Source organism: Streptomyces sp. NPDC037410 (genome assembly GCF_055602235.1).
The window spans coordinates 118591-145071 of sequence record NZ_JBVJWR010000002.1 but is presented as its reverse complement, the minus strand read 5'-3'; the positions used below and the strand labels follow the sequence as shown (position 1 = coordinate 145071).

22 protein-coding genes and 4 pseudogenes are annotated in these 26481 nt (G+C 70.9%); 16 read left to right on the top strand and 10 right to left on the bottom strand.

The genetic code is table 11. The features are described from left to right. Window positions 1-2: 2 nt before the first annotated feature. From ACZ7HT_RS03610 to ACZ7HT_RS03600, 3 genes are read left to right on the top strand one after another with little or no spacing between them, the layout of a single operon-like run. On the top strand, window positions 3-950 hold the full coding sequence (locus tag ACZ7HT_RS03610) for a carbohydrate ABC transporter permease (protein ID WP_471159301.1): 948 nt from the start codon (window positions 3-5) through the stop codon (window positions 948-950). Beyond that, a complete protein-coding gene (locus tag ACZ7HT_RS03605; protein WP_471159299.1) occupies window positions 950-1768 on the top strand; it encodes a carbohydrate ABC transporter permease in 819 nt (272 codons plus the stop codon). Before ACZ7HT_RS03610 ends, ACZ7HT_RS03605 begins: the two co-directional genes overlap by 1 nt. Then, on the top strand, window positions 1765-4155 hold the full coding sequence (locus ACZ7HT_RS03600) for a beta-xylosidase/alpha-l-arabinosidase (protein ID WP_471159297.1): 2391 nt from the start codon (window positions 1765-1767) through the stop codon (window positions 4153-4155). The genes ACZ7HT_RS03605 and ACZ7HT_RS03600 overlap by 4 nt, the downstream gene beginning before the upstream one ends. 63 nt (window positions 4156-4218) lie before the next feature. Here ACZ7HT_RS03600 and ACZ7HT_RS03595 read toward each other — a convergent pair whose 3' ends face one another. Further along, entirely contained in the window at window positions 4219-5220 is a 1002-nt protein-coding gene (locus ACZ7HT_RS03595; protein WP_471159295.1) for a Gfo/Idh/MocA family protein, read from the bottom strand. 334 nt (window positions 5221-5554) lie between these two features. On the opposite strand from ACZ7HT_RS03595, the pseudogene ACZ7HT_RS03590 reads away from it, so the two are divergent. Further along, window positions 5555-6915: pseudogene (locus ACZ7HT_RS03590) on the top strand (S8 family serine peptidase); the annotation flags it as partial. Between the two features lie 498 nt (window positions 6916-7413). Further along, the gene (locus tag ACZ7HT_RS03585) at window positions 7414-9729 is read left to right on the top strand and encodes a M4 family metallopeptidase (protein ID WP_471159293.1); all 2316 of its coding nucleotides are present in this window, start codon (window positions 7414-7416) and stop codon (window positions 9727-9729) included. A gap of 105 nt (window positions 9730-9834) precedes the next feature. Here the strand turns inward: ACZ7HT_RS03585 and ACZ7HT_RS03580 are convergent, their stop codons facing one another. Together ACZ7HT_RS03580 and ACZ7HT_RS03575 are read right to left on the bottom strand one after the other, a co-directional pair. Next, window positions 9835-10854, bottom strand: a complete 1020-nt coding sequence (locus ACZ7HT_RS03580; protein ID WP_471159291.1) for a LuxR C-terminal-related transcriptional regulator — start codon at window positions 10852-10854, stop codon at window positions 9835-9837. A 242-nt stretch (window positions 10855-11096) separates the two neighbouring features. Continuing rightward, window positions 11097-12137: a LacI family DNA-binding transcriptional regulator gene (locus tag ACZ7HT_RS03575; protein ID WP_471159289.1), complete on the bottom strand. Its 1041-nt coding sequence runs from the start codon at window positions 12135-12137 to the stop codon at window positions 11097-11099. A gap of 227 nt (window positions 12138-12364) precedes the next feature. Here ACZ7HT_RS03575 and ACZ7HT_RS03570 point away from each other — a divergent pair, with 227 nt between their 5' ends. From ACZ7HT_RS03570 to ACZ7HT_RS03550, 5 genes are all read left to right on the top strand, one after another. After that, complete coding sequence (locus ACZ7HT_RS03570; protein ID WP_471159287.1) at window positions 12365-13270, top strand: ABC transporter substrate-binding protein; 906 nt, start codon at window positions 12365-12367, stop codon at window positions 13268-13270. After that, window positions 13270-14379, top strand: a complete 1110-nt coding sequence (locus ACZ7HT_RS03565) for an amino acid ABC transporter permease (RefSeq protein ID WP_471159285.1) — start codon at window positions 13270-13272, stop codon at window positions 14377-14379. Before ACZ7HT_RS03570 ends, ACZ7HT_RS03565 begins: the two co-directional genes overlap by 1 nt. 7 nt (window positions 14380-14386) lie before the next feature. Next, the gene (locus ACZ7HT_RS03560) at window positions 14387-15130 is read left to right on the top strand and encodes an amino acid ABC transporter ATP-binding protein (RefSeq protein WP_471159284.1); all 744 of its coding nucleotides are present in this window, start codon (window positions 14387-14389) and stop codon (window positions 15128-15130) included. A gap of 26 nt (window positions 15131-15156) precedes the next feature. After that, on the top strand, window positions 15157-15900 hold the full coding sequence (locus ACZ7HT_RS03555; protein ID WP_471159282.1) for a type 1 glutamine amidotransferase: 744 nt from the start codon (window positions 15157-15159) through the stop codon (window positions 15898-15900). A gap of 255 nt (window positions 15901-16155) precedes the next feature. Next, window positions 16156-16902 (top strand): phosphotransferase family protein, encoded by a 747-nt coding sequence (locus ACZ7HT_RS03550; RefSeq protein ID WP_471159280.1) that lies wholly within the window; start codon window positions 16156-16158, stop codon window positions 16900-16902. 136 nt (window positions 16903-17038) lie between these two features. Here the strand turns inward: ACZ7HT_RS03550 and ACZ7HT_RS03545 are convergent, their stop codons facing one another. After that, entirely contained in the window at window positions 17039-17857 is an 819-nt protein-coding gene (locus ACZ7HT_RS03545; protein ID WP_471159278.1) for a hypothetical protein, read from the bottom strand. 615 nt (window positions 17858-18472) lie between these two features. On the opposite strand from ACZ7HT_RS03545, the gene ACZ7HT_RS03540 reads away from it, so the two are divergent. From ACZ7HT_RS03540 to ACZ7HT_RS03530, 3 genes are read left to right on the top strand one after another with little or no spacing between them, the layout of a single operon-like run. Next, the gene (locus ACZ7HT_RS03540; protein ID WP_471159276.1) at window positions 18473-18895 is read left to right on the top strand and encodes a transposase; all 423 of its coding nucleotides are present in this window, start codon (window positions 18473-18475) and stop codon (window positions 18893-18895) included. Beyond that, window positions 18892-19185 (top strand): transposase, encoded by a 294-nt coding sequence (locus ACZ7HT_RS03535; RefSeq protein ID WP_471159275.1) that lies wholly within the window; start codon window positions 18892-18894, stop codon window positions 19183-19185. Before ACZ7HT_RS03540 ends, ACZ7HT_RS03535 begins: the two co-directional genes overlap by 4 nt. Further along, the gene (locus tag ACZ7HT_RS03530) at window positions 19176-19391 is read left to right on the top strand and encodes a transposase (RefSeq protein WP_471159273.1); all 216 of its coding nucleotides are present in this window, start codon (window positions 19176-19178) and stop codon (window positions 19389-19391) included. Before ACZ7HT_RS03535 ends, ACZ7HT_RS03530 begins: the two co-directional genes overlap by 10 nt. On the opposite strand, the pseudogene ACZ7HT_RS03525 reads toward ACZ7HT_RS03530, so the two are convergent. Both ACZ7HT_RS03525 and ACZ7HT_RS03520 read right to left on the bottom strand, forming a co-directional pair. Beyond that, window positions 19348-19838: pseudogene (locus tag ACZ7HT_RS03525) on the bottom strand (hypothetical protein). The gene ACZ7HT_RS03530 and the pseudogene ACZ7HT_RS03525 sit on opposite strands and share 44 nt — an antisense overlap. Before the next feature lie 51 nt (window positions 19839-19889). Beyond that, window positions 19890-20249 (bottom strand): annotated as a pseudogene (locus ACZ7HT_RS03520) (transposase); the annotation flags it as partial. Between the two features lie 373 nt (window positions 20250-20622). Here ACZ7HT_RS03520 and ACZ7HT_RS03515 point away from each other — a divergent pair. Next, the gene (locus tag ACZ7HT_RS03515) at window positions 20623-21477 is read left to right on the top strand and encodes a class I SAM-dependent methyltransferase (protein ID WP_471160039.1); all 855 of its coding nucleotides are present in this window, start codon (window positions 20623-20625) and stop codon (window positions 21475-21477) included. Window positions 21478-21951: 474 nt separating this feature from the next. Here the strand turns inward: ACZ7HT_RS03515 and ACZ7HT_RS03510 are convergent, their stop codons facing one another. Then, window positions 21952-22362, bottom strand: coding sequence for a RidA family protein (locus ACZ7HT_RS03510; RefSeq protein WP_471159271.1), 411 nt, complete (start codon window positions 22360-22362; stop codon window positions 21952-21954). A gap of 206 nt (window positions 22363-22568) precedes the next feature. Between ACZ7HT_RS03510 and ACZ7HT_RS03505 the strand changes: the two genes are divergently transcribed. Further along, entirely contained in the window at window positions 22569-22991 is a 423-nt protein-coding gene (locus ACZ7HT_RS03505) for a DUF6924 domain-containing protein (RefSeq protein ID WP_471159269.1), read from the top strand. On the opposite strand, the pseudogene ACZ7HT_RS03500 reads toward ACZ7HT_RS03505, so the two are convergent. Further along, a pseudogene (locus tag ACZ7HT_RS03500) lies at window positions 22959-23171 on the bottom strand (hypothetical protein); the annotation flags it as partial. The gene ACZ7HT_RS03505 and the pseudogene ACZ7HT_RS03500 overlap by 33 nt on opposite strands. A 174-nt stretch (window positions 23172-23345) precedes the next feature. Between ACZ7HT_RS03500 and ACZ7HT_RS03495 the strand changes: the two are divergent. Further along, window positions 23346-23597, top strand: coding sequence for a CocE/NonD family hydrolase (locus tag ACZ7HT_RS03495; protein WP_471159267.1), 252 nt, complete (start codon window positions 23346-23348; stop codon window positions 23595-23597). 382 nt (window positions 23598-23979) lie between these two features. Here the strand turns inward: ACZ7HT_RS03495 and ACZ7HT_RS03490 are convergent, their stop codons facing one another. Next, complete coding sequence (locus tag ACZ7HT_RS03490) at window positions 23980-24432, bottom strand: hypothetical protein (RefSeq protein WP_471159266.1); 453 nt, start codon at window positions 24430-24432, stop codon at window positions 23980-23982. Between the two features lie 825 nt (window positions 24433-25257). Beyond that, window positions 25258-25722: an ASCH domain-containing protein gene (locus ACZ7HT_RS03485; RefSeq protein WP_471159265.1), complete on the bottom strand. Its 465-nt coding sequence runs from the start codon at window positions 25720-25722 to the stop codon at window positions 25258-25260. Between the last annotated feature and the right edge of the window lie 759 nt (window positions 25723-26481).

Here is a 26481-nt window from a genome sequence, read left to right as displayed (position 1 = left end):
ACATGACCACTGCCACAGCCCCCGCCGTGGACAGCGTGGAGAAGCCCGGAGCCCGGGAGCGCGCGAAGCGCCCCGGCACCGGTGTGGGCCGCCCGGGCTTCGCCTGGGCGGCGCCCGCCGCCGTCTTCTTCGGCCTGTTCGCCCTCGTCCCGCTCGCCCTGGTCGTCGTGCTCTCCTTCACCCGCTGGAACGGACTCGGCTCCCCCGAGTTCGCCGGCCTGGAGAACTGGAGCAAGCTGCTCGACGACCCCGTGATGGTGAAGAGCCTCTGGCTGAGCCTGCTCCTCACCGTCCTCGGCGTCCTCGTCCAGACCCCGATCAGCATCCTGCTCGGCGTCTGGGCGGCCGGCCACCAGCGCAACCGGGCCGTCCTCTCCGCGATCTACTTCGTCCCGCTCCTGCTGTCCATCACCGCGGTGTCCGTCCTGTGGCGCGCCGTGCTCGACCCCAACTTCGGCGTCCCCTCCCAGGCGAAGTGGCTGTTCGGCGACGGCAACCTCTTCGGCGTGCAGGCCAGCGCCCTCGGTGTCCTCGTCTTCGTCAGCACCTGGCAGTTCACACCCCTGCACACGCTGCTCTACCAGGGCGCGGCCAGGGCCGTCCCGCAGGTGCTCTACCAGGCCGCGCAGATCGACGGGGCCGGCCGGTACCGGCAGTTCTTCCACATCACCCTGCCGCAGCTGCGCAACACCATCGTGACCTCGACGATCCTGATGGTGGTCGGCGGACTCACGACCTTCGACACCGTCCTCATCCTGACCCAGGGCGGACCGGGCACCGACACCACGAACAGCGCGTACTACATGTACCAAAAGGCCTTCAAGAGCTTCGACTTCGGCATGGCCTCCGCGATCGCGCTGCTCCTCGTCCTGGTCGCCAGCCTCGTCTCCCTGGTCATGGTCCGCCTCAGCGGCTACGACAAGATGCGCAGCACCATGGAGGGCGTGTGATGCGGAAGCGCCCCAACTACCTGGCCGGATTCGGCTCGCTCGTCTGGCTGTTCGTCGTCGGCCTGCCGCTGTACGTGATGCTCGTCGCCACCTTCCAGTCACGCGCGGACTACGCGGCGAACGGCCCTCTCGGCTTCCCGAAGAACCTCACGTTCGACAACTACCTCAACGACCTCAACGACGGCTTCGCGCAGTACTTCCTCAACACCGTGATCGTCACCGTCGCCGTGGTGGCCATCATCCTGCTGCTCGTGCCGCCGCTCGCGTACGCCATCGTCCGCAGCGACGGCAAGGCCGTCGGCCGGGTCTTCCGGCTCTTCCTGCTCGGCCTGGCCATCCCCTCCCAGGCCGTCATCGTGCCGATGTTCTACCTGATCAACGAGGCCGGCCTCTACGACAACCTGATCGGCGTCATCCTGCCGACGGCGGCCTTCGCCATGCCGGTCTGCGTCCTGATCCTCACCGGCGTCATGCGGGACATCACCCCCGAGCTGTACGAGGCGATGACGGTCGACGGGGCGGCCCCCTGGCGGATCTTCCGCCAGCTGGTGCTGCCGCTGTCCAAGGGCGGCCTGTCGACGGTGATCGTCTTCTCCTCGCTCCAGGCGTGGAACGGCTTCCTGTTCCCGCTCGTGCTCACCCAGTCCTCGGAGAACAAGGTCATCACCATGGGCCTGTACGACTTCCAGACCGAGCACGGCGTCGACATCCCGGGCCTGCTCGCGGCCGTCGTCCTCTCCATGCTCCCCATCCTGCTCGTCTATCTGTTCGCCCGTCGTGCCCTGATCCAGGGGCTGATGGGAGTCGGAGGAAAGTGACCGACAACGTGGCAACAGAGCCTCAGTCCCCGCTCCCGGCGTGGAACGACCCCTCGCTCGGCACCCCTGAGCGCGTCGACGCCCTGATCCGGGCGATGACGCTCAAGGAGAAGGTCGCCCAGCTCTTCGGCGTCTGGGTCGGAGCGTCCGACGAGGGGGCCGAAGTCGCCCCGCACCAGCACGACATGGAGGAGGCCGTCGACCTCGACGCGCTCCTTCCCGACGGTCTCGGCCAGCTCACCCGCCCCTTCGGCACCGTCCCCGTCGACCCCGCCGTCGGCGCGCTCTCCCTCCTGCGGACCCAGCGGCGGATCGCCGCCGCCAACCGGTTCGGCATCCCCGCCGTGGCGCACGAGGAGTGCCTGGCGGGCTTCGCCGCGTGGAGGGCCACCGCCTACCCGGTCCCGCTGTCCTGGGGCGCGACCTTCGACCCGGAGCTGATCCGGGAGATGGCCGCGGTCATCGGCGGGGACATGCGCGCCGTGGGCGTGCACCAGGGCCTCGCCCCCGTCCTCGACGTCGTCCGTGACGCCCGGTGGGGGCGCGTCGAGGAGACCATCGGCGAGGACCCGTACCTCGTCGGCACCGTCGCCACCGCGTACGTGCAGGGCCTGGAGTCCGCCGGAATCGTCGCCACCCTCAAGCACTTCGCCGGCTACTCCGCCTCCCGCGCGGGGCGCAACCTGGCGCCGGTCGGCATGGGCCGCCGGGAGCTGGCGGACGTGATCCTGCCGCCGTTCGAGATGGCGGTCCGGGAGAGCGGCGTCCGCTCGGTGATGCACGCCTACACCGACACCGACGGCATCCCCTCCGCCGCCGACGACGAACTGCTCACCGGCCTGCTCCGGGACACCTGGGGCTTCACCGGCACCGTCGTCGCCGACTACTTCGGCATCGCCTTCCTCAAGACCCTGCACGGTGTGGCCGGCACCTTCGGCGAGGCAGCGGCGGCGGCGCTCGCCGCCGGTGTCGACGTCGAGCTGCCCACCGTCAAGACCTTCGGCCGCCCGCTCCTCGACGCCGTCGAGAAGGGGGAGGCGTCCCCGGAGCTCGTGGACCGCGCGGTACGGAGGGTGCTCAGCCAGAAGGTCGAGCTCGGCCTCCTCGACCCCGACTGGACCCCCGTCCCCGCCGCGCTCCGAGGCACCGACACGACGGCGGACCCCGAGACGCTCCGCGGCGCGATCATCCTCGACCCCGCCGCGAACCGGGAGCTGGCCGGCCGGGTCGCCGAGCGTGCGGTGGTCCTCCTCCGCAACGACGGCACCCTTCCGCTGGACCCGGGCACCCCCCGCCGGATCGCGCTGATCGGCCCCAACGCCGACACCCCGAAGGCCGTCCTCGGCTGCTACTCCTTCCCCGTCCACGTCGGCGGGCAGCACCCGGACGTCCCCCTCGGCATCGACCTGCCGACCCTGCGCGAGGCGCTCCTGGCCGAATTCCCTTCCGCCGAGCTGGTGTCGGCCCCCGGCTGCGGCGTGGACGACCCCGACACCTCGGGCTTCGCGGAGGCCTTGGCGCTGGCCCGCGGCGCCGACCTGGTGATCGCCGCGCTCGGCGACCGCGCCGGGCTCTTCGGCCGCGGCACCAGCGGCGAGGGCTGCGACGCGGAGTCCCTCGCCCTCCCCGGCGTACAGCAGCAGCTCCTCGACGCCCTGCTCGACACCGGTACGCCGGTCGTGACCACCCTGCTCGCCGGACGGCCGTACGCGCTCGGCCGGGCGACCGCCGAGAGCGCCGCGATCGTCCAGGCGTTCTTCCCGGGCGAGGCCGGTACCGCCGCCGTCGCGTCGGTCCTGAGCGGGCGGACGAACCCGAGCGGCCGACTGCCCGTCAGCGTGCCCCGGCACCACGGCGCCCAGCCGTCCACCTATCTGGCCGCCCGCCTGGGTCACGCCAGCGAGGTCTCCGACATCGACCCGAGCCCGGCCTACGGCTTCGGCCACGGACTGACGTACACCACGTTCGAGTGGACCGACCTCGCCGTCGGGAGCGAGACGGCGGCCACGGACGGCGCGTTCGATCTCGCCCTCACCGTCCGCAACACCGGCGCCCGCGCCGGCACGGAGCTCGTCCAGCTGTATCTGCACGACCCGGTGGCCTCCGTGGTCCAGCCCGTCCAGCGGCTCATCGGCTACCACCGGCTTGAGCTGGCTCCGGGCGAGAGCCGCCGCGTCCAGGTCACGGTCCCCGCCGACCTGGCGTCGTTCACCGGCCGCGACGGCACCCGCCGGGTCGAACCCGGCGCCCTGGAGCTGGCGTTCGGCGCGTCGAGCACCGACCACCGGCTCACGGCCCGGGTCACCCTGACCGGCCCGGTCCGGACCCTGGACCACACGCGACGCCTGCACGCGGCGTTCGAGGCCGGCTCACCGGCCGCCGCCTGAACACCCCCTGGAAACGGCTCTGTCCGGCCCCTCGTGGCCGGACAGAGCCGTTTCCGCGCGTTCTCACACCCGCGCGGCCACGGCCTCCTGCGGATAGCGGACGCCGACCCGCTCGCGTACGGCGTCGAGCGTCCGCATCACCGCGAGCGTGCCGTCCAGCGGGACCAGCGGGGACTCCGTCTCACCGGCCCGCAGACAGCGCATCACCTCGGCGGCCTCGTGCCGCATCGAGTGCGGGTGGTCCGTGTTCACGAACTCCTCCGGCTCGGCGCCGTCCCGCACCAGCGTGAACCGCTCCGGGAAGAAGAAGCCGCGCGGCACGTCGATCCGGCCCTTCGTGCCGGTCACCGAGGCGGTCAGCGGCGTGTCCGCCTCCAGGGAGCAGGACAGCAGCGCCGAGGCGCCCGAGTCCCAGCCGAGCAGCATGCCGGTGTTGAGGTCGACGCCCTCGGGGGAGATCCGCGCGTGCGCCTGCACCGAGTCCGGTTCGCCGAGGAGCAGTTGGGCGAACGACACCGGGTACACGCCCACGTCGAGCAGGGCGCCGCCGCCGACCGCGGGGTCCCGCAGCCGGTGGTCCGGCGGGAAGGGCCCGGCCAGACCGAAGTCCGCCTGCACGGTCCGTACGTCTCCGACCGCCCCGTCCCGGACCAGCTCGGCGAGCCGCCGGATCAGCGGGTTGCAGTACATCCACATGGCCTCCATGAGGAAGAGACCGCGCTCCCGGGCGAGATCGACCAGCTCCCGCGCCTCCCGGACGTTCAGTGTGAACGCCTTCTCGCAGAGGACCGCCTTCCCCGCCTCCAGGGCCCGCCCGGCCGCCTCCCGGTGGGCATGGTGCGGCGTCGCCACGTACACCACGTCCACGTCCGGGTCGGCGAAGAGCCCGTCCCATTCCCCGTACGCCCGGGGGATCCCGAACCGCTCCGCGAAGGCCCGCGCCGACGCCTCGCTCCGGGACGCCACCGCCACCACCTCGGCACCGTCCAGATCCTTGAGATCCGTCGCGAACCGCTCGGCTATGCCTCCGGTCGCGAGAATCCCCCACCGCACCGCTTCGTTCATGTCCGCCCACCCTGAAGGTCCGGTTCCGCCCCGCTGCGTGGAGCATAGACAAACTTTCAACGAAATGGGGAGACCGATACCGGAGCGCAACACCCGTTTCGCACCTGTGCAACTGCGCTTAGTCCCCGTCGGGTTCTCCTTGTCAGCGCCCGCGTCCGGCGGCGAGTGTCTGTGCCAGCCGCCGACGCGCCGACCCCTCATCCCTGCCTTTGAGGCGCGTCGTCCGCGGCCCAAGACCGACAGACCCAGCGCCACCGGAGGCAATGTGAGGTTCTCCCCTTCCCGAAGATCGGCCGCCGCGTCGGTCGCCGTGGCGACCGCCTGCGTCGCCGGCATGGTGACCCCGTCCGCAGCCCAGGACACCGCCTCCTCCCGACCGGCCCCGGCGGCGAACGCCTCGGCCCCCGGCGCCCGCAAGGCGCCGACCACCATCACGCTCATCACGGGCGACAAGGTGACCCTGACCCCGGAGCCCACCGGCGCGGCGCCCGAGGTGAGCGTGGAGCGCGCACCCGGTGCCACGGGTTCGGTGCGGGTCACCAGCGAGGGCGGGGACACCTATGTGTACCCCGACGAGGCGATGCCCTACATAGCCGACGGCCGGCTCGACAAGCGACTGTTCGACGTCACCGAGCTGACCGCCCAGGGCTACGACGACGCCCACGCCGCCTCGCTCCCCCTGATCGTCACGCACGAGAAGGACGCGGCCCCCTTCAAGCCCGAGAAGACCGAGAAGACCGACACGACCACTGAGGCGCTACCCGGCTCCGAGACCACGCTGAGCCTGCCGGTGATCCACGGCGCGGCGGTGCGCACCCGCCGGTCGAAGTCCGCCGCCTTCTGGTCGGCCCTCACCCACCACCGGCCGGCGGCCGAGGACGGCGGCGTCCGGGGGCGCCGCCGTTCGCCGCCGGGGTGGCGAGGGTGTGGCTCGACGGCAAGGCGAAGGGGACCCTCGCCGACAGCACGGCACAGATCGGCGCGCCGGCGGCCTGGGCCGACGGCGGCACGGGGGCCGGCGTACGGATCGCCGTCCTCGACACCGGGATCGACGCCACGCACCCGGACCTCAAGGACCGCATCGTGGAAGCCCGGAGCTTCGTGCCCGGCGAGGAGGTCACCGACCGGTTCGGCCACGGCACGCACACGGCGTCCACCGCCGTGGGCACCGGCGCCGCCTCCGCCGGGAAAGAGAAGGGCGTCGCGCCCGAGGCCGACCTGGTCGGGAAGGTCCTCAGCGACCAGAACATCGGCCAGGACTCCTGGATCATCCAGGGCATGGAGTGGGCGGCGCGGACCGCGCACGCCAAGGTCATCAGCATGAGTCTCGGCAGTCCGGTCCGCAACGGCCAGGACAACCCGCTGAGCCAGGCGGTGAACCGGCTCAGCGCCGAGACCGGCGCCCTGTTCGTCGTCTCCGCGGGCAACGACGGGGACAAGGGCGACTACCGCATCGGCTCCCCGGGCACCGCGGACGCCGCCCTCACGGTCGGCTCGGTGGACGGCTCCGACCGCCTCGCCGACACCTCAAGCCGCGGGCCGCGCCAGGGCGACGACGGCATGAAGCCGGACATCACCGCGCCCGGGGTGAACGTGCTCGCCGCGCGCTCCCAGTACATGAACGACCTCGGCGAGGGCTTCTACCGGCCGGAGAGCGGCACGTCCATGGCGGCGCCGCATGTCGCGGGCGCGGCCGTCTCCGGCTACGAGGCGGTTCCGCTGGTCCAGCTGGACTACCGGACAGACCTGGACGCCGACGGCCGGGCTCGGCGCAGGTCGGTGCTCTCCGTCCTGCCCGAGGTCCTGGGCAGCTCGGCCGCCGAGGACGCGGTGTCCACGCTCGGACTCGACGTCTCGTACGACGACGGGAAGTCCTGGACCCGCGCCGACCTCAAGAAGAAGAACGGCGCCTGGCAGACGGCCCTGAACGCACCCTCCACGGCCGGCTTCGTGTCCCTCCGGGTCACCGCCGGACAGCACAACGGCGGCGGGGTCACCCAGACCCTCGTACGGGCCTTCGGCCTCAAGTAAGCCCGCCTCACCAGGAAGGCCGGTGCCGTGCTCATGAGGCGCGGCACCGGCCGCGACATCGGCACACCGCCGAAGAGAAGGAATCCTGAAGTGAACTCCCTCAGTGACAGGTCCGCGTCCCCACAGGGTCCGCGTCGGCCCCGACGGCGTCTCGCCACGACCGTGGTGATCACGGCCGCGGCTCTCACGCTGTCCGCGCTCCCCGCCTCGGCCGGCACGTTCGCCGCCAAACCGGCGGCGAACCCTGCGCACTCGACGGCGCTCCCGAGGGTCGAGGCGAAGGCGAAGCCGGGATCCGGGACCGTACGCCAGACGCCCGGGCAGCGCCGGAAGCTGCTCGACCGGGCGGCCGGCGCGGCGGCCGACACCGCCCGCTCGCTGGGCCTCGGCTCCCAGGAGAAGCTGATCCCGAAGGACGTGATCCAGGACGCCGACGGGACCGTCCACACCCGCTACGACCGGACGTACGCAGGACTGCCCGTGATCGGCGGCGACCTGGTCGTCCACGAGCACAACGGCGCCCGCACCGTCACGTACGCCTCCGAGGCGCCCCTCACCTTGCCGACGACCAGCGCCAAGGTATCGGCCGCGACGGCGAAGAAGACGGCCGTGGGCAAGGCCGCGGCCAAGGGCACCCGCAAGGCGAGCGCCCCGAAGGACCCCGGCCTGGTCGTCTGGGCGGCGGGCGGGCGGCCGACGCTGGCCTGGCGGACCGTCGTCACCGGCGTGCAGGAGGACGGGTCCCCCAGCGAACGCCACGTCGTGACGGACGCCGCGAGCGATACCGTCCTCGGCAACACCGAGCACGTGAAGTCCGCCGAGGGCCACAGCCAGCACAGCGGCCAGGTGACGATCGGCTCCACCCGCCAGGACGACGGCACGTACGCCCTCGTCGACCAGGAGCGCGGCGGTCACCGAACGGTCGATGTGAGCAACGGCAGTTACTACGGGACGCTGATGACCGACGCCGACGACGTCTGGGGCGACGGCACGGGCACCCACCCGCAGACCGCGGCCGTGGACGCGGCGTACGGCATGCAGACGACCTGGGACTTCTACCGCGACCGCTTCGGCCGCAACGGCATAGCCGACGACGGCCGCGGCAGCACCTCGCGCGTCCACTACCAGGCCATGCAGGGCGTCCCGCTGGCCAACGCCAACTGGCAGGACGGCTGCTTCTGCATGAGCTACGGCGACGGCGCGGACGGGAAGCACCCGGTGACGTCCCTGGACATCGCCGCGCACGAGATGGCGCACGGCGTCACCTCGTTCACGGCGGGCCTGGGCGACTTCGGCGAATCGCCGGCCCTCAACGAGGCGATCAGCGACATGATGGCCGCCGCCGTGGAGTTCCACGCCGACAACCCGAACGACGTGCCCGACTACCTGATGGCCGAGCTGTCCGACCTGCACGGCAACGGCGAGCCGATCCGGCACATGGACCGTCCGTCGAAGGCCGGGATCAGCGCCGTGGGCTACGCGCCCCTGGACTACTGGAACATCGAGACGCAGTACGCCGAGGCGCACATGGCGGCCGGGGTGGGAGACCACTTCTTCTACCTGCTCGCCGAGGGCAGCGGGCAGAAGACCGTCAACGGCGTGGAGTACGAAAGCCCCACGTACGACGGGCTGCCCGTGGCCGGCATCGGACTGGCCGCCGCCACCGACGTGGTGTACCGCGCGCTCACCGTCTACATGACCAGCACCACCGTCTACATGACCAGCACCACCGACTACCCGGGCGCCCGGACCGCGACGCTGCGGGCCGCCGCCGATCTGTACGGCGCGCAGAGCGAGGCCTACGAGGCCGTCGCCAACTCCTGGGCGGGCGTGAACGTCGGCATCCGCTACGTCGACCACATCGCCCTGGAGCCGCTGCCGACCGAGCCGGTCGCGCTCGGCCAGCCGGCCAGCCGGCAGATCGTCGCGTCCAGCAGCCGTCCCGGCCCGCTGGCCTACTCCGCCAAGGGACTGCCCAAGGGCCTGTCGATCGACCCGGCCACCGGCCTGATCACCGGCACGCCCGAGAAGGCCGGCGACTACGCCTCGGTCATCGTCGTCAGGAACGCCGCCGGGGACACCCGGGAGCTCTCCTTCACCTGGACCGCGCTCGAATCCGGCGGGCACTACTTCATCAACCCCACCACGTACCTGATCCCCGAGAAGGGCCAGGTCGAGTCCCCGATGGTCGTCCGGGGCAAGCCGGGCAACGCACCGGCCGACCTGAAGGTCACGGTCGACATCGACCACCTCTTCGGCAACGCCATGGTGCTCGACCTGATCGCCCCCGACGGCACCGTCGTCCCCGTCAAGCCGTGGGGCCCGTGGGTGGTCGCGCCCGACCTGCACGCGACGTACACGGTCGACGCCTCTGCCGTCCCCGCGACCGGCACCTGGAAGCTGCGCGTCATCGACGGCACTCCGGGCATCTTCAACCTCGAGGCGGGCCATCTGCAGCGCTGGAGCCTCACCTTCTGAGGGTCCGGCCTGAGGGACCGGCCTGAGGGCCCCGCCTGATGTGGTGACGGCCACCGCGTGATCTCCCAGCCCCGGGAGATCACGCGGTGGTTGTGCTCCGCACCGTCACTTCCACTCCTTCAGCCACCCCCGCTCGACCGCGAGCAGCGCGATCTGGAACCGGGTCCGGGCGGCGAGCAGGGCGCCCGCGTCGCTGACGTGCTTCTGGACGGTACGGCGGCTCACCTTCAGCACGCGCGCGATCGTCTCGTCCTTCATCCCGGGCGCCATCAGATGCAGGATCTCCCGGGTCCGCGGGTCCGGCCCCACGTCCGTCGAAGCGCCCTGCGCCACCGGCCCGCCGTCCCTGCTGCTCTCCAGGGACACCGGTTCGGCGCGGTCCCACACGCTCTCGAACAGTTCCACCAAGGCCCCCACCAGGGCGGGTGAGTGCACCACCAGGGAACCCGCCTCCGGGCGGTCCCCGCGCACCGGCAGAAGAGCCGCCGCCCCGTCGAAGACCACGAGCTTCACCGGCAGTCGCGAGGCGAGCCGCAGCTCGCCGCCCCGGCCCGTGCCGCGCAGCGCGGTCTCCAGGGACAGCACGTCGGTGAAGCCCTCCGTCTCGTACACCGACCGCATCCGCACCCCGTCCGCCACCCCCGGCTCCTCGGAGGTCGCCGGCGGTCCGGTCACATACGGGGGTTTCGCCAGGTGCAGTACCGCGGTCGACGTCCCCTTCAGCAGTTGCCCGTAGCGCGCCGAGACCTCGTGCTCGCGCTCGAGGACCTCGACCAGGTGCGCGGCGGACGGCCCGGACACCGCCTGGTACAGCTCGTGCAGCCGCTCCGCGAGCCCCTCGGCCCGGGCCAGTTCGGCGCGCCGCCGGGCCAGCAGGGCGCCGAGCGAGGACCGCGGGGGTCCGGCCGCCCACCGCCTCGCCGTGCCGTCGATCTGCCGCACGAGACTGGAGTCGGCGAGCCGCCGGAGTGCCCCCTCCACCAGCGGCGGATCCACCCGGACCGCCGCCGCCAGCTCGACGGCGTCCGCCGACGGCACACTCACCAGATGCTCCAGGACCCGCCCGGCCAGCGGATCCAGACCGGCTGCCGCCCATGGATCGAGAGTAGTGATGTCCGCGCCCATACGTACCGACACTCCTGTGCTCGGTGACACGGACCGGCGCAGCGTCGCGGTGTGCGTCACGCCCGGCCGACAAGCGAAGTGGATCATTCCGGTCTTTCGCCGGGCAATGCCCAGGAACCGACGAATGGTCAGCGCACCCCCGGCGGCGCGACCGCGAGGTCCGGCCACTCACCCTCGGACGGCACAAGGCACAAGGCACGCGGCGCACGGCCCACGGCGCGCGGCGCACGGCCCACGCACGCTCAGCCCCGCTGCGTCGATTCCCCCGGGACGAGCCGGGACGGCACGGTGACCCGTTCGGGCTCGGCGCCCGTGAGGCGGTCGATGAGGGCTGCCGCACAGACCGCTCCGACCCGCCGGGGGTCGAGGCTGAGGGTGGTGAGGGCCGGCCGGGACCCCGGTTCGGCCTCGTCCATGACGGTGACCATGAGGTCCCCCGGGATCGAGAGGCCCAGCTCCTGGGCCGCGGCCAACACCGCTTCGCCGTACGTGCGGTTGAGGGCGTGGACGGCGTCGGGTCGGGTGGCCAGGAGGCGGCGGGCGGCGTCGCGGGCGGGCTCGCCGGGGGCGGTTCGCTCGACGGCGGCCGGGAGGTGCCGGGCGGTGCACCACTCCGCGTAGGTCTGCTCGCTGTCGAGGGTGAACGAGTCGAGCTCGGATCCGCTGAGCAGCCCGATCCGCCGCGCGCCCGCGTCGTGCAGATGGTCCATCACCAACGCGATGCCGGTGACGATGTCGCTCTGTACGTACGGGAGTTCGGCGTGCGCCGGGTCGATCGGGCGGCCGTCGGTGACGACGGCGAGGCCGCGGCGCAGGGCCTCGTCGATGACGGGGTCGCCGGCGATGGGGTCGACGACGATCAGGCCGTCCATGGGGATGCGGGTCCACAGGTCCGTACCGGGGCCGACGGGCACGACGACCAGGGCGTAGTCGCGGTCGACGGCCTCGACCATGGCACCGGCGGTGAAGGCGGCGTAGTAGGGCCGGTAGGTGCGCTCCCAGGGCTCGGAGCTCTGGTGCCCGGCGGCGAGGCCGATCACTCCGGTGCGGCCGGAGAGCAGGACCTGGGCGGCGGGGTTGGGGCGGTAGCCGAGCTCCTCGGCGACCCGCCGGACGCGCTCACGGGTACGGGTACTGACCTGACCCTTGCCGTTGAGGGCGTGCGAGACCGTGGTGATGGAAAGACCGGCCGCCCGGGCCACGTCCTTGATTCCGACGACGCGTCCGCCTTCGGCACCGCGCCCCGCTCCGGCCGTCCGGCCGGTGTCCTTGGGCCTGCCCATCGCCGGGTCCTCCTCACCCTTGACTCCCAAAACCTTTTGGGTCAGCATACTCGGCATTCCGCCACCCAAAAGGTTTTGGGAATCTGCTCTCCCTTCCCCTTCCCCTTCCCCTTCCCCCTTCCCCCTCCCCTTCCCTGTCTCCCCTTCCCTCCTCCCTCCTCCCCCTCCTCTCTCCGCCCTCCTCCCTCCCCTCCCCCTTCCTCCCCCTCTGAGCCCCGGGAGCCTCCGTGCGCCGTCCCCTTCCCTCCCTCCTCCGATCCCCCGCTCGCGCCGCCGCCCTGCTCGCGGCCGCCGCCCTCACCCTCACCGCCTGTTCCTCCGGCCCCGGCGGTGACGCCACCAGCGCCGACACCAAGGCGCAGGGCAACCGCTACGGCGACTGCACGGTCAGCGGCAAGCGCGGCGAGCTGAAGCTGAAGACCGTCACCCCCGGCGCCCTCACCGTCGCCGGCGACCTGCCCTCCGCCGGATGGTGGAACGGCAACACCGTCGCCGACATCAAGAGCGGCTTCGAGTACTGCCTCGCCGCCGAGATCGCCCACCGCGCCGGCCTCGACACCCTCACCGTCCGCAACGTCTCCTTCGACGCGATGGTCGCCGGCAAGGCGCAGGGCTACGACCTCGCGCTCGCCGAGGTGTCCATCACCGACGCGCGGCGCAAGGTGGTCGACTTCTCCACCCCGTACTTCGACTCGAACATCGGCGTCCTCGCCAAGCCGGGTTCCGTCACCTCCGCGAACATCCGCGGGCTGCGCCTCGGCATCAAGCAGGCCACTTCCGGCGCGGCCTTCGTCAAGGACGAACTCAAGCCCGAGAAGCCGGTGTCCGTGTTCCCCGGCGATCCCGAGATGCTCGCCGCGCTCCAGTCCGGGCGCATCGACGCCGCCCTGACCGACACCGCGATCCTGCTCGGGCAGGCGGGGAAGTCCAAGGGCGCGCTCTCCGTCGTCGGCCAGTACGCGACCGGCGAGTCGTACGGCGCGGTCCTGCCCAAGAACGGCCCCGACACCGCCGCCCTCGACGGCCTCCTCGCCACCCTGAAGCGCGACGGCACGCTCGACCGCCTCTCCCGCGAGCACCTCGCGAAGGCGTTCGGCGGCGACCCGGCCACCATCCCCGTCTGGAGCCTGTGATGAGCGCCGTCGGCACCACCGCCAAGCCCCCTGTCACCGCTCCCCCGCCTTCCGTCCGGCTCCCGCGCGTCCTGCCGCCGGCCGCGCTCGCCGTCGCCGTGCTCGTGTGCCTGGGCGCCGCCTGGACCGCTGCCGTGCTGTGGCAGGCCGCGCCCGCCGACGGCGCCTGGTCCTGGACGCTGCGCGCCGTGGCGGTCGCCGGCGGGCTCGGCGCGCTGGCGGTACTGAAGCCGGCCGGTCAGGCGGTACGTGCGGCCGCCCGGGCCGGCAAGGCGGCCGCCGACCGCTCGCGGCTCGCCGAGGCGCGCGCGGAGGCGGCCGACGCCCGCGAGTCGGCCTGGGTCACGGTGGGGGCGTCGGCAGCGGTGCTCCTGCTGACCTCGCTCACGCTCTTCCTGCTCGCCAACGACCACGCCGTCCAGGCCACGTTCTTCAGCCCCGAGGCGATAGCGTCGAGCGCCGTCGACGTCGCCCGCGCCTTCGGCACCAACGTCTTCATCGCGGTGGCCGCCGAGGTCCTGGTACTCGCCTGGGGTCTGCTGCTCGCCGTCGCCAAGCTGGCCCCCGGCCGCGCCGGGCGCCCGCTGCGGCTGCTTGCCACCGCGTACATCGACGTGTTCCGCGCCGTGCCGAGCATCGTCGTCATCTACCTCATCGGCTTCGGCCTGCCGCTGGCCGAGATCCCCGGCCTGAGCGCGCTCACCCCCACCTGGGCGGCGATCCTCGCGCTCACGCTCACGTACGGCGCGTACGTGGCCGAGGTGTACCGGTCCGGCATCGACTCCATCCACTGGAGCCAGACCGCCGCCGCCCGCTCGCTCGGCCTGTCCCACTCCCGCACGCTGCGGCACGTCGTCGTACCGCAGGCGGTGCGCCGGGTGGTGCCGCCGCTGCTCAACGACTTCATCGGGCTGCAGAAGGACACCGCCCTGGTCACCGTCATCGGCACCATCGACGCCTTCAACCAGGCGCGGATCTACGCCTCCAACGACTTCAACCTCTCCTCCGTGACGGTCGTGGCCGCGCTCTTCGTCGTGATCACGATCCCGCAGACCCGGCTCGCCGACCGGCTGCTCGCCAGGTCCGCCACGGCTTCGAAGGGCGACTGAGACCCCCATGGCATTTCTCGAGATCGAAAGCATACGGAAGTCCTACGGCGCCCACGAGGTGCTGCGGGGCCTGGATCTGACGGTGAACCAGCACCAGGTGGTCACCCTCATCGGGGCCTCCGGCTGCGGCAAGTCCACGCTGCTGCGCTGCGTCAACGCCCTGGAGACCATCGACGCCGGGCGGATCGTGCTCGACGGAGACCCGGTCTCCGGGCGCGGCGTCGACGTGGACCGGCTGCGCCGGGACGTCGGCATCGTCTTCCAGCACTACAACCTCTTCCCGCACATGGACGTCCTCCACAACATCACCCTCGCGCCGACCGTCCTCGGCGTCCTGGACGAGGCGGAGGCCGAGGACAGGGCGATGGAGCTGCTGCGCCGGATCGGCCTCGCCGACAAGGCGAAGGCGCTGCCCGACCGCCTGTCGGGCGGACAGCAGCAGCGTGTCGCGATCGTCCGGGCGCTCGCGATGCGGCCCCGGCTGCTGCTCCTGGACGAGATCACCTCGGCGCTCGACCCCGAGCTGGTCGCCGAAGTCCTGAACATCGTGCGCGACCTCGCCGAGGACGGCATGACGATGCTCCTCGCCACCCACGAGATGGGCTTCGCGAAGGAGGTGGCACACCAGGTGTGCTTCCTCCACCAGGGCACCGTCCTCGAACAGGGCCCGCCGGAACAGATCTTCGGCGATCCTCGGGAAGAACGCACCAAGGCGTTCCTGCGACGCATCGTGGAGGCGGGACGACTGTGACGCACCTGTCCGCACACCCTGTTCTGGTGGTCCAGCACGAGGCCGACACCGGCCCCGGCCTGGTCGGCGAGCGGCTCCGCGAGGCGGGGCTCGATCTGCGGGTCCACCACCCGTGGCGAGGCGAGGAGTTGCCCGCCGACCTGTCCGGCTGGGCGGGCCTGCTCGTCCTCGGCGGCGCGCCCAACTGCGAGGACGACACGGCCGCGCCCTGGCTGCCGCGCGTGAGGGAGCTGATACGGGAGGCCGTCGAGGCCCGCCTCCCGGTCCTGGGCATCTGTCTCGGCGGCCAGATCCTGGCGCATGCCCTAGGCGGCCGGGTCGTCCGGCGCCCGCAGGGCCCCGAGGTCGGGGCCGTACCGCTGCGCCGGCTGCCCGCCGCCGACACCGATCCGGTTCTGGGCGCGGTGCCCGAGGGAACGCTCGCGGCCCAGTGGCACTGGGACGAGACCGAGACGCTGCCCGTCGGCGCGGTGCCGCTGCTGACCGGGGACGACTGCCCCTACCAGGCCTTCCGGGTCGGGCCCCGGGCATGGGGCGTGCAGTTCCACCCGGAGGTCCTCGCGGACGCGATCGCCGACTGGGCGGAATCGGACGGCCCGGCGGTACGGGCGGCCGGCGGCGACCCGGACGGCGCCGTCACCTCCGTACGAGAGGCGGAGCCCGGGCTGCGCGCGGTGTGGGGCGCGATGGCCGGTGCGTGGGCCGCCGTCGTACGAGAGGCAGCGAAACCGGAGGGCGCCCCGACACCCGCGCCCGCCACTCCCGAGTGAGAACGCGCCGGGCGAGGCCGCCTCAGGACACCGGGCCGCTGACAGAGCGTCGTGCGGGCGGATCCGGACACCTCCGTCGCGGACGCGGGAGCCGCGACGAACGCACAGAGTACGCCCCGCAGGTTCGAACCCGATCATGGGCCAGTGTCGCGCACGAGGCTGTCAGGCTGCGGGACACGGTCAACGGCGTCATCGCATGCGGTAAATCCAGAAATCCGGCGACGTCGGTGATCACCTCCTGGATACTGGTCGCCCATGGATGAGGTCGAAGTCGTCGTCGCCCATTCCGAGCGCGCGACCCTGCGCGTCGGCGACGTGTTCCTGAAGGTGGACGCGGATCAGGCGCGCATCGACGTCGAGGTCGAGGCGATGGCCCTGGCGCCGGTCCCGACCCCGGAGGTCCTGTGGCGCAAGCCGCCCGTGCTCGCGGTCGCCGCGCTCCCGGGGAGGACGCTCGGGCGCCTCGGCGGGCCGTCGGCCGGGTCGCCGGCGGCGTGGGCCGCGGCGGGCGCCGCCATCCGGAAGCTGCACGACGCGCCGCTGCCGCCCCGGCCGGGCCGGGCCGGGCGGAGCGTCAACGCGCTGACGGCGGAACTCGACGCCGAGTGCGAGTTGCTCGTCACGAACGGCGCCCTGCCCGCCGACCTGGTCACCCGCAACCGCCAGGTCGCCGAGGCCGCACTCCGGCCGTGGCCTCCGGCGTTCACGCACGGCGACCTGCAGATCGCGCACATCTTCGTCGACGGCGACGAGGTGACGGGCATCATCGACTGGTCCGAGGCGGGCCAGGGCGATGCCCTGTACGACCTCGCCACCTTCACACTCGGACACGAGGAACACCTCGACGACGTCCTCGCCGGCTATGGCAGCGACATCGACCTCGACGTGATCCACGCTTGGTGGTCATTGCGAAGCCTGCTGGCGGTTCGCTGGCTGACCGAGCACGGCTTCGACCCGTTCGCACCAGGCTGCGAGGTCGACGTACTGAGATCCCGGATGTGAGGCTGTGCGGGCCTGACGGCTACGAATGCGCTCTGCCGGATCAAGCAGGCCGCCCCTCAGAAGTCGTTGTCGTACCGATCAAGGAGCTTGTCGATCGAACGGGAGTCTCGTTCGGGTGATCGCCGTCGGTACCCGGCTATTCGGACCGGTTCGTCGCCGTGGCGCTGGCACAGACGGGGTGGGTGCGGGCGGCATAGGAGCGAGCGGCCACGACGAGGCCGATGCCCAGGCCTGCGAATGCCAGGCCGCCGAACTCGACCATCCAAGTGACCCCCGAACTGGTGGTGAACGGCGCCGACGGCTTGATCTCAGGCAGCACGCCGACAGCCATGAGCGGGGCCATGACGATGAGGACGGCTCCGTACATTGTCAGGGGGATGCCAGTCAGCCAGGCCGGGGTCAATGGCAGCAGCCGCGGGACCCGTCGTCCGGACAGGACCAGTGTCCAGTGGGGGAACACCCGCCCCCACGCGTGCAGCAGCCCCAGCAGTAGGAAGACCCCGACCATCGCGGCCAGTACCGTCACGTCGATCCCCACTGAAGCGGCCGCCTTCGACGGTCCCGACGCGCCGACGCTCGTTGTCCGCTGCCAGGCGTCGGCCGAGACGCCGAGTGCGTCGCCGCCCAGCGTCCAGACGGTCTTGACTCCTGCCCACGGTAGGAGTCCGCACATGAGCAGGTAGACCACCCTGCGGGTCCGCTTCGGGGCGAGGGAGACGGTCGGGTGGACGAGCGGACCGTCGCTGGGGCCGGCGTGCGGCCGCCCGCATCGCGGACAGTCGCCGCGCAGCCGTCGGCGGTACGAGAGGCCGACGAGGAGCAGAAGTACGGCGCCGGCCGTGTTCAGCAGCACCTGGGCCAGACCGGTGGCGCTCTCGATCCCCGAGAGCGTCACCAGCGTCACGAAGTAGATCGGCAGTCCATTCGTTCCCACGACGAACACCGGGAGCGTCATGATCAACGCCGTCGCCACCGCAGCCCGGCCAGGCCAGGCAAGTGTCCGGGTACTGGCCAGGCAGGCCCCGCCGGCCAGGATGGCGAGGGCCGCCAGGAGAAGCTGGACTGCCGGCGCGTACGAGGCGTGCTCCTTCCATGGCACGGTGATGCCCGCTGACGCCCACGTGACCTCGACAGCGGCGTACAACACACCCCACAATGCAGCGGCCATGGGCGCCCACACGGGCCACCGCCGCCAAATCCGCCCCTGGCTTGCGGTCGGTGTCCTAGGAACGCCGCCTACCTCCGAGTTCGCGGGAAGAGCCACCATGACCTCCGTATAGCCCGATTGCCAACGCTCCAAGACTCCCCGTCACCCGCGCTGATCACATCCACCCCATGGATCATCCGGCCTCCCTCGCCCGGGGGTAGGCCGGACCGTGAGCGTCAGTCCGGCCGGAGGATCACGGTGCGGTGCCTGGCCAGGGTAAGAAGCCGTTGTCGCGCCGACCGAGGAGCCTGTCGATCGAACGGGAGTCTCATTCGGGTGATCGTGGCCGGTGCTCGGCATGGAAACAGGGCCTCGTGGTAGCTCGGAGGGTGTCTACGCCAACGAGCGTTCCAGGAGGCCCTGTTGTCGCAGTTGTACGCGGTCACGGTGGCGGAGTCCAGTTCGGTCACCGCTGCGTGTGACTGCCTGGCTCACCGGTTCGGGAACGCAGCCGACCACGGGGTGCGAGAGCGCCGCTATCCGACGGACATGTCGGACGTGGAGTGGGCCCAGGTCCGGCCGCTGCTGCCGGTGCCGGGGTGGCTGCAGGGTCGGGGCGGGCAGCCGGAGGCGTACTGCCAGCGGACGATGCTGGACGCGATCCGCTACCTGGTCGACAACGGCATCAAGTGGCGGGCGATGCCAGCGGACTTCCCGCCGTGGGACCGGGTCTACGCGTTCTTCCGCCGCTGGCGCTACCTGGGCCTGGTCCAGGAGTCCACGACCGGCTGCGCGACCGGGTCCGCACCCGGGCCGACCGGGACGCCGAGCCGAGTGCGGGCGTGATCGACTCGCAGTCCATCACGGCGGACGCCGTCGTCGGTGCCGACAGCCGCGGCTTCGACGGCGGCAAGCTGATCAACGGCCGTAAACGGCACGTCGTCGTGGACACGCTCGGCCTGCTGCTGGCGGTGACGGTCACCTCGGCAGGCACCGGCGACCGCATCGCAGCCCAGGGCCTGCTTGCCCAAGTGGCCGACGCGCACCACCTGCTGGAGCTCATCTGGGCCGACGGCGGCTACACACCGGCGGCCTCATCGAGTGCTGCTTCACCGCCCTGGCACTGGTGCTGGTGATCACCAGGCGCAGTGACGACCAGAAGGGGTTCGTCGTGCTGCCGAAACGCTGGATCGTCGAGCGGTTCTTCGCCCACCTGATGCGCACCCGCCGACTGGTGCGCGACTTCGAACGCCGCACCCACAGCGCCGAGGCGATGGTCTACTGGTCGATGGCCCTCCTCATGACCCGCCGCCTGGCCCGGCCACGCCCTCAGCCAGCGTGAACCGGCCCGGCATCGGCTCGGCCAGCCAGCCGCGGGCCACCAGACGCTTCGCCTTCGAGCGCAGCGCCTCCACCTTCGCCGGCACCATCTCCATGCCGAGGCGACGGCCAACTCCTGGCAGGTCAGCGTCCCTTGGTCGAGTCGACCCCGGTCCGCGAGGGCCCGAAGGATGCGCTGGTAGTCCACCGACAGCACCGAGGGGGCCAGCCCCGCGCGCCGCACAGGCACCACCGATTTCGGCTTCGCCGCCTCCGGGAGCCCAGGCCGCGCCGAGGGCGCTTCCGTCTCCCGAGGAACCTGGCCGGCCTGCGGACCGGCGGCGCTGTCGCCGTCAGGAGTGAGCACCGCATCAACCCGCCTGCGGGCGATCGCCCACTCCTCCCATTCCCGTTCGGCCGCGGCCAACTCGGCCTGAATGCGGTCGGCCTCCTCTCGCAGCCCGTCCACACGACGACGGGCGACGATGACGATGTCCGGCTCGCCGGCCCAGTGCACGTGCCAACGCGGATGGTCGGCCAGCCACCTCTTGGTGTGCTTGGCAGTGTGGGAGGACCCGTTATCGAGCACGACATGGATCTCCTGGCCTGGGGCGATGGCGGCGTCGAGCTGGTCGAGGAAGGCGGTGAAGGCCACCGCGTCGTTGCGGGCGATGATCTCGGCGAGGACCTCGCCGGTGCACACATCCAACGCGGCGACCAGGGAGGCGGTGCCGTGGCGGCGGTACTCGAACTCGCGGCGCGCTGGTCGGCCCGGGGCAGGGGCAGACCGGCATGGCGCCGGGAACGGGCGGCGATCGCGGTCTTCTCGTCGATGGAGAGCACCACAGCGCCTTCGGGCGCGTTGCGGTACAGGTCGCAGACGTCGGCGACGCGCTCCCGGAGGTCGGGAGTGTCGCGCCGCGTGAGCCAGCCGCGCACCCGGTGCGGTCTGAGGTCCGCGAGGAGAACTCCCTTCCCACCGGACTCCCCTTTGCTCCCCCGAAGATGCCCTGGACCGTGCCTGCGGCCTTTACCTCGGCGACCCGACGTCCTTGTCCCGTCGCGGATGGTCTGGTCCCAGACGAATCGATTGCGGCTGTTGTCTCCGTTGCGCCGGTCCGGATCCACCCGATTCGAACGGAGGTGGCCGGCCATGTCTGGTAGTTCTTGAGGATCAGCGAGTGGTGCCGACCCCGACCTGGGCAACAACGGCCCCGGCACGCACGGTATCCGAAGGCAGGACGAAAGATTTTGTGAACAAGACCGAACTGGTGACGAAGGCACCCTCGATCGCGGCCGCGATGGCCGCCGTCAACGTGTCCCCCGAAATCCAGCTGACCCAGACCCGCTACCGGGCCGGACTCGTCTCCAGCTGGGGCATCCCGGCCGGAGCGTCGGTCCTGGAGGTCGGCTGCGGACAGGGCGACATGACGGCTGCCCTCGCCGAGGCCGTCGGCCCGCAGGGCCGGGTGGTCGCCGTCGACATCGCGGATCCGTCGTACGGTGCCCCGATCACCCTGGGGGAGTCGGCGAAGCACCTCAAAGCGACGCCGCTGGGCTCCCGCATCGACTTCCGCTTCGGTCTGGACGTCCTCGATGAGGCGATCACCTTCCCCGACAACGGGTTCGACTACGCAGTCCTGGCACACTGCTCCTGGTACTTCGACTCCCTGGACCAGCTGGGGGCGACCCTCGCCCGGGTCCGTCGCTGGGCACGGAACCTGTGCTACACCGAGTGGGACCTCACACCCCGGTCGGGGAAGCAACTGCCCCATCTGCTGGCCGTCCTGATTCAGGGTCTGATTGAGGCGAGCGGGTCGCGGGGCGAAGGCAATGTGCGCACGCCGTTCTCGCGCGAGAGCTTGCTCCGGATTCTCCCAGCGGCAGGCTGGAATCCCGTCCCGGGGCAAGCCGTCGACACAACCGACCTCCAGGATGCCGACTGGGAGGTGGGCGCCTGCATGACACTGCTCAACAACAAGAACCGGATGGCTGAACTGCCGGAGATGGTACGAGACCTGGTGCTAAGTCAGGCGGATGTACTCCGGTCCCTGGCGAAGCACCACGGCAACACGCCGCTGCCGGCTTACTCGCTGACCGCCCGCTGAGCGGACCGTGACACCGGGCCTGGGCCGTGACCGCTCGACCGGCACGAACCGAAATCGGGCCCGGACCAGGCAGCGCGTCCGGATCCGGCCCCCGGACACCCACTCGCCGGCCTCTCCAGCAATGCATGCGCGGAGCAGGTCGACGTGGCCACTGCGGCGTGGGCACTCCTCCTTGTTCGCCTAGGGTGCCTGAGACGACGAGCGAACCAGACCAGATCATCTGAGAACGGGGGCAGCGGCAGGCAGGCCGGCAGCAACCGCAGCCGCCCGGCGTCGATTCGGCCGCGGTTCAGGGCGTCGCACATCGCTCCGTGCCCGCGCCGGTGCTCGGGCAGCGGCGTCAACTCCACCGCCCTTAGCCGTGGTCAGTGCATCGTGGTCGGAGCACGTGATCAGACGGAGGCCGCCTCGGCATCCGGTTCAGGACCAGGCGGGCTAAGCAGTTCGAGACGCCGTTCGAGGAGTGAGGGCCGCTCAGTCGGGCAGCGCGACGGTGAGGTCGACCTCGACCAGCTGCCCTGTGAAGCCCAGCTGCGCAACCCCCAAGAGCGTGCTGGCGGACGTGAAGGCCGGACCGAGGGCGGAAGTGGTGAGGCGGTTCCAGGCGAGGCCCAGGTCCTCCCTGTCATCGCTGCGCACGTAGATCACCGAACGCACCACGTGCTGCGGCTGAGCATCTACCGCCGCGAGGGCGGCGAGTGCGTTCACGACGACCTGACCGACCTGCACGTCGAGGGAGCCCGCGCCGACGAGAGAGCCGTCCTGGTCGAGGGGACACTGCCCCGCCAGATAGGCCGTTCGGCCGGCCTCCACCACGGTGATGTGGTGGTAGCCCGGCGTCTCATGCAACTGATCGGGGTTGATACGACTGATCTTCACTGTCATAGCGCGAGTCTGACCAACCTGCCCCCGACACGCACCGCAATTTGCCCCACCGTACAACTGTCAGACGCGGTGCGAGGTTAAAGACCAAGCATAAAGCGCGCGTTTTGTCCGGGCGGGGGTGTCTGGCATCGCCGGGTTGTTAGAGGAGTTGCGCAGGCGCGGTGGTTGTGACGGTCGATGTCAGCGTCGGGTGAGAGGATCACAGGATGCCTCTGCCTCAGCCTGATGATCTGACCTCGCTGGTGCTGCGTACCGACTTCGGTGACGACGGAGCTTGGGACGCGGTTCGAGCCGTGCTCGACGCGGCCGACGAGCACCGCCATGCCACGTATGTCAGCGAGCTTCGCTTCGCCGGCGTAGGGGTCCAGGCATTGATGGATGAAGAAGCTGCTGCGGATGAAGACGCCCAGATCATCCACATCTTTCTGGCTGACGCGGCCACGATGAAGGATCCGGATCACTCGCTCCTGGCGGTGGACCTCTCGGACGAGCCTGGTCGGACGTTCAGGCTCCCTGCCCAGTGGTTTCCTGACGTCTCCGCCAACCTCAGTATCGCCAACATGGACTTTGCCGAGTTCGCCGACGCCGCTGATGGATCAGGAACTTTCCACGGCTTTGACGAGAGCTGACGCCTTGCCGCGGAGGCCTGTCCGGGCGAGCCATGTGCCGCGCCGGTTCAGCGTAGCTTCGCGAGTGAGGCGACGGCTCACCAGGTCGATCACCGCGAGGCGGATCACGGCTTCGGAGCGATGCGGGTGGGTTGCGTAGTCGCGAGCCAGGCGCCGGTGGTGCATGAGCCAGCCGAACGTCCCGAAGCTCCGACGGGGGGCGGCCGAGGCCTGAAGTGAACGGTCCGGTGTCCGTACATCCCGACGGATCCGTACCGGCCATCCACATCCTTCCACGGGGCGGAGTACGACGGGCCGACAGCGGGCACCACCGCTCGGGACGAGGAGCCGGCCTCCGTCTCCTCCACCACGATCGTGACGAGGGACGGCACGCACATCGCCGCCAATGTGTACGTTCCAGCGGCCCTTGGCCCGCATCCGCTCGTCGTGATGCCGGGCGCGTGGTGGGCGACGCCGCAGGACACCGTGCTCGACGACAAGAAGCGGCTGGCGCAAGCCGGGTCCGTGGCCGTCGCCTACGATCCGCGGGGCCTGCACCGCTCCGGTGGCGAGATCGACATGGCGGGGCCCTCGGACGTGGCAGACGTCTCCGACGTCATCTCGTAGGCCTTGGAGCACACTCCGGCAGACGGGCGGAGGATCAGCCTGTATGCCTCGTCCTACGGTGTGGCCATGAGCCTGAAAGCTGCCGCCCACGATGCCCGCGTCACGACGGTGGCCGCCTTGTGTGCCCATGGACGGACCTGTACGAGCAACTCCTGGCATCACCAGCGGGGGTCCAAGCACGGGGCGGGCCCCCACAATGCGACGTACCCCCATGAGCGGGATTCGCCTGCGACCTGCACCACCGAGTACATGTCACCGGCATCGCCCAAACTTCGATGGCACACGACCAAACCTCGGTGTCACGGGACAGAAGAGTCCGGTGTCAGGTAGCGACGAGCCCTCCCCGGACCGGCGTGCGGCGGCTGGCTGCGGCGGCCGCCGGTCAGTAGTCGAACGCGTCGAGGTGCCGACGCAGCAGGCCACTGATGTCTTCCCGACTCCCGGCGGCCGGCAAGGGCGAGGGCGTATCCTCGCCGTTCGCCATGGCGAGGCTGCTGGCGAAGCGTACAAGGTCCGGCGCCGGGACGAAGGAGTCACGCAGCCAGACGGCGAAGACGCCGGCTTCGTTTGCGGTCACGCCGGTGAGGGTGATGTAGGCGTAGTCGGGCTCGGTGATGGCCGCTGTACCGTCCACCCACAAGTCCGGCGCCAGCTCGATCTCGAAGTCCAGCGCGGTCATCTCGTGGATTCCGGACCTCCGGTGCCCGATGGTGGGTTCGGGGAACGCCTCTCGCAGGGCACGCTCGAGGGTCTGCAGTGTGGCGTGCCAGGCGCCGCCGTCCCCGTCGGGAGGGTAGAAGGCGAAGCTCGTCCGGATGTTTCGTTCCGTGGCCATGGTCTTCCTTGTGTTCAGGGGACGTACCGCGTCGAGCCGGGCGGCGGAGGGCGTTGCGGGGTCGACCTGATTGCCCATCGGGGCGAGCGCCGGCACCTCCCCTGTGCACGACGCGAGTACAACCGGCGCGGGCGCCGCCGCGGGTATGAGGGGTGGCAGGAACGGGAATCCTGGGATCGCGGGCGCCGTCGGCCCATCGGCGCATCGGCTCATCGGCGTCAGGAAGCGCGATTCGTGCGGCCGAGGAGTCCAGTACGTGCCCCACTGAGCCAAGGTCCCGGATCCAGGTGTCTCCGAGTACGGCGCCGAGCATCCCGGCTCCGTATCCGTTGCCCCCGAACATCGGTTGGGCCCAGGGCATGTCGACCGCCAAGAGGTCCAGCCTGTGTTGAGCAGTCTTCCCCTTGGCAGCCTCCACATGCTCGGCGTACCCCGGTCGCATGCTGTGGCGATCTGCGTACAGGCGGCGGCAAGGTTCGCCACCAACGGCTCATCGTCCTCTGCCTTCACTGGCAGGCAGGTGAGATCGACGCTGTGCTTGACGTACGTCAGGAAGGCATCGGAGGCCTCGCCGGACTGTACTTTGCCCGCGGTGAGTGAGTAGGCCTGCGCGTCCTCCAGGAAGCGCTGCATGAGCACCGGCATGACGCCAGGATCCGGGCGACGTCCCGAACGTTCTGTCAGGTCCTGGCCCGCTGAGGAGCCTCGTGATCCCAAGTTCGATCGCCTGCTCATCACCGTCGGCTGCGCCGTGGCGTACCCGATGGCGGTGGCGCCGAGTGGCCAGACTGGAGACTTACGACGCGGCGCGCGGTGGGCGGATGGCTAATCGACTGGGCGAAGGTCGGTGATGAGGCGGAAGCGTTCCAGAACCACCGGCGTTGCGTCGTCCACGGTGAACTCGGGGTTCTCCAACGCCGCGCGCATCTCCTCGCTGTGCCAGAACTGCTCGTGGGCAGCTCGCCACTCGGCCACGCTGGTGCCCCCCTCCCCCTCGTCCACCACGTGGGCGAGATCCACCTGCGCCACCGGGACGACGCGCACGCCGGTCACTTCGATGACCGCGACCGGACGGTCGTCCGAGTCGATGACCACCGAACGCCTGCCGACTTCCGGCAACGGCTCCCCCTCGTGCTCGTAGCCGACGACGAGCCCTGTCGTGGAGGTCTTGGAACCGTTGAGGATCGCTGCGACGAGTTGGTCGCGCAGCGGGCCGGGGAAGGCGAACTCGGCCCTGGGCATCGACGCGAGGTTTGCGGGTGAGGCGGAGTCAGTTGAGTCAGTCGTCATGCGGTCACAGTAACGACCCCTTGCGCGTCGGCCAGGGAGTGGGCCGTGACGTGACAGGGGCCGCGCGGATTGGGTGTTGTTGTGACGCAATACCTGGCCCGCACGCCCCTGTCCCATCCCATCTGCAACGGTCTCCCCCTGCATCGACTCGGCGCACTGATCGCCGAGCCGGCCGAACCCTGGACGGCCTCCAAAGCCGGGCGGCTCCACGAACACCGTAGAGCTGGCCGTCCGGTCCGACAGTGCCGGCTCAGCCCAGGTGCGCCTCACGAGTTCTGCGGTCTGCCGTGGGCCCTTGAGCGCCGCGTCGGGGTGGGGGCGGACCGCGAGGGGGCCCGAGCCAGTGCGTGGACAAGCAGGCGTTGAGTCGTAGGCCCCTTGGGGACGTTGAGCTCCTGACGTGTCATCAGCCCATCCGCTGCGTCCAGTTGCGGTGTGCGGATCGTGGTTCATCAGGGAGCGGACGGCTTCGGCGGCGCAGACACGGACGGCGCGCGCCGGGTCGGTCGTGAGCCAAAGGGTGAGGGGTCTGAGCTCGGGTACGTGGCGAGCGTCGCGGAAGAGGAGTGGCTCTATTCACGGGTTGTGGGTTCTGGCACAGATCTTGGGGAGCCGTCGCGGAGCGTTACTTCGATGTTCGATTGTGAGGGACTGGCTCGTGCGAGACGGCGTACGCCTTGCCGTCCGCCGATCAGAATTGACGCTCCCTCAGGTGTCTGGCGGTCGCTGCTGCGGTCGGTTGTCGACGGTGATGGTGCT

Coding starts and splice junctions, on each gene's coding strand:
- ACZ7HT_RS03610 (WP_471159301.1), top strand. CDS start 3: ATGACCACTGCCACAGCCCCCGCCGTGGACAGCGTGGAGAAGCCCGGA.
- ACZ7HT_RS03605 (WP_471159299.1), top strand. CDS start 950: ATGCGGAAGCGCCCCAACTACCTGGCCGGATTCGGCTCGCTCGTCTGG.
- ACZ7HT_RS03595 (WP_471159295.1), bottom strand. CDS start 5,220: ATGAACGAAGCGGTGCGGTGGGGGATTCTCGCGACCGGAGGCATAGCC.
- ACZ7HT_RS03580 (WP_471159291.1), bottom strand. CDS start 10,854: ATGGGCGCGGACATCACTACTCTCGATCCATGGGCGGCAGCCGGTCTG.
- ACZ7HT_RS03575 (WP_471159289.1), bottom strand. CDS start 12,137: ATGGGCAGGCCCAAGGACACCGGCCGGACGGCCGGAGCGGGGCGCGGT.
- ACZ7HT_RS03565 (WP_471159285.1), top strand. CDS start 13,270: ATGAGCGCCGTCGGCACCACCGCCAAGCCCCCTGTCACCGCTCCCCCG.
- ACZ7HT_RS03560 (WP_471159284.1), top strand. CDS start 14,387: ATGGCATTTCTCGAGATCGAAAGCATACGGAAGTCCTACGGCGCCCAC.
- ACZ7HT_RS03550 (WP_471159280.1), top strand. CDS start 16,156: ATGGATGAGGTCGAAGTCGTCGTCGCCCATTCCGAGCGCGCGACCCTG.
- ACZ7HT_RS03545 (WP_471159278.1), bottom strand. CDS start 17,857: ATGACGCTCCCGGTGTTCGTCGTGGGAACGAATGGACTGCCGATCTAC.
- ACZ7HT_RS03510 (WP_471159271.1), bottom strand. CDS start 22,362: ATGACAGTGAAGATCAGTCGTATCAACCCCGATCAGTTGCATGAGACG.
- ACZ7HT_RS03505 (WP_471159269.1), top strand. CDS start 22,569: ATGCCTCTGCCTCAGCCTGATGATCTGACCTCGCTGGTGCTGCGTACC.
- ACZ7HT_RS03490 (WP_471159266.1), bottom strand. CDS start 24,432: ATGGCCACGGAACGAAACATCCGGACGAGCTTCGCCTTCTACCCTCCC.
- ACZ7HT_RS03485 (WP_471159265.1), bottom strand. CDS start 25,722: ATGACGACTGACTCAACTGACTCCGCCTCACCCGCAAACCTCGCGTCG.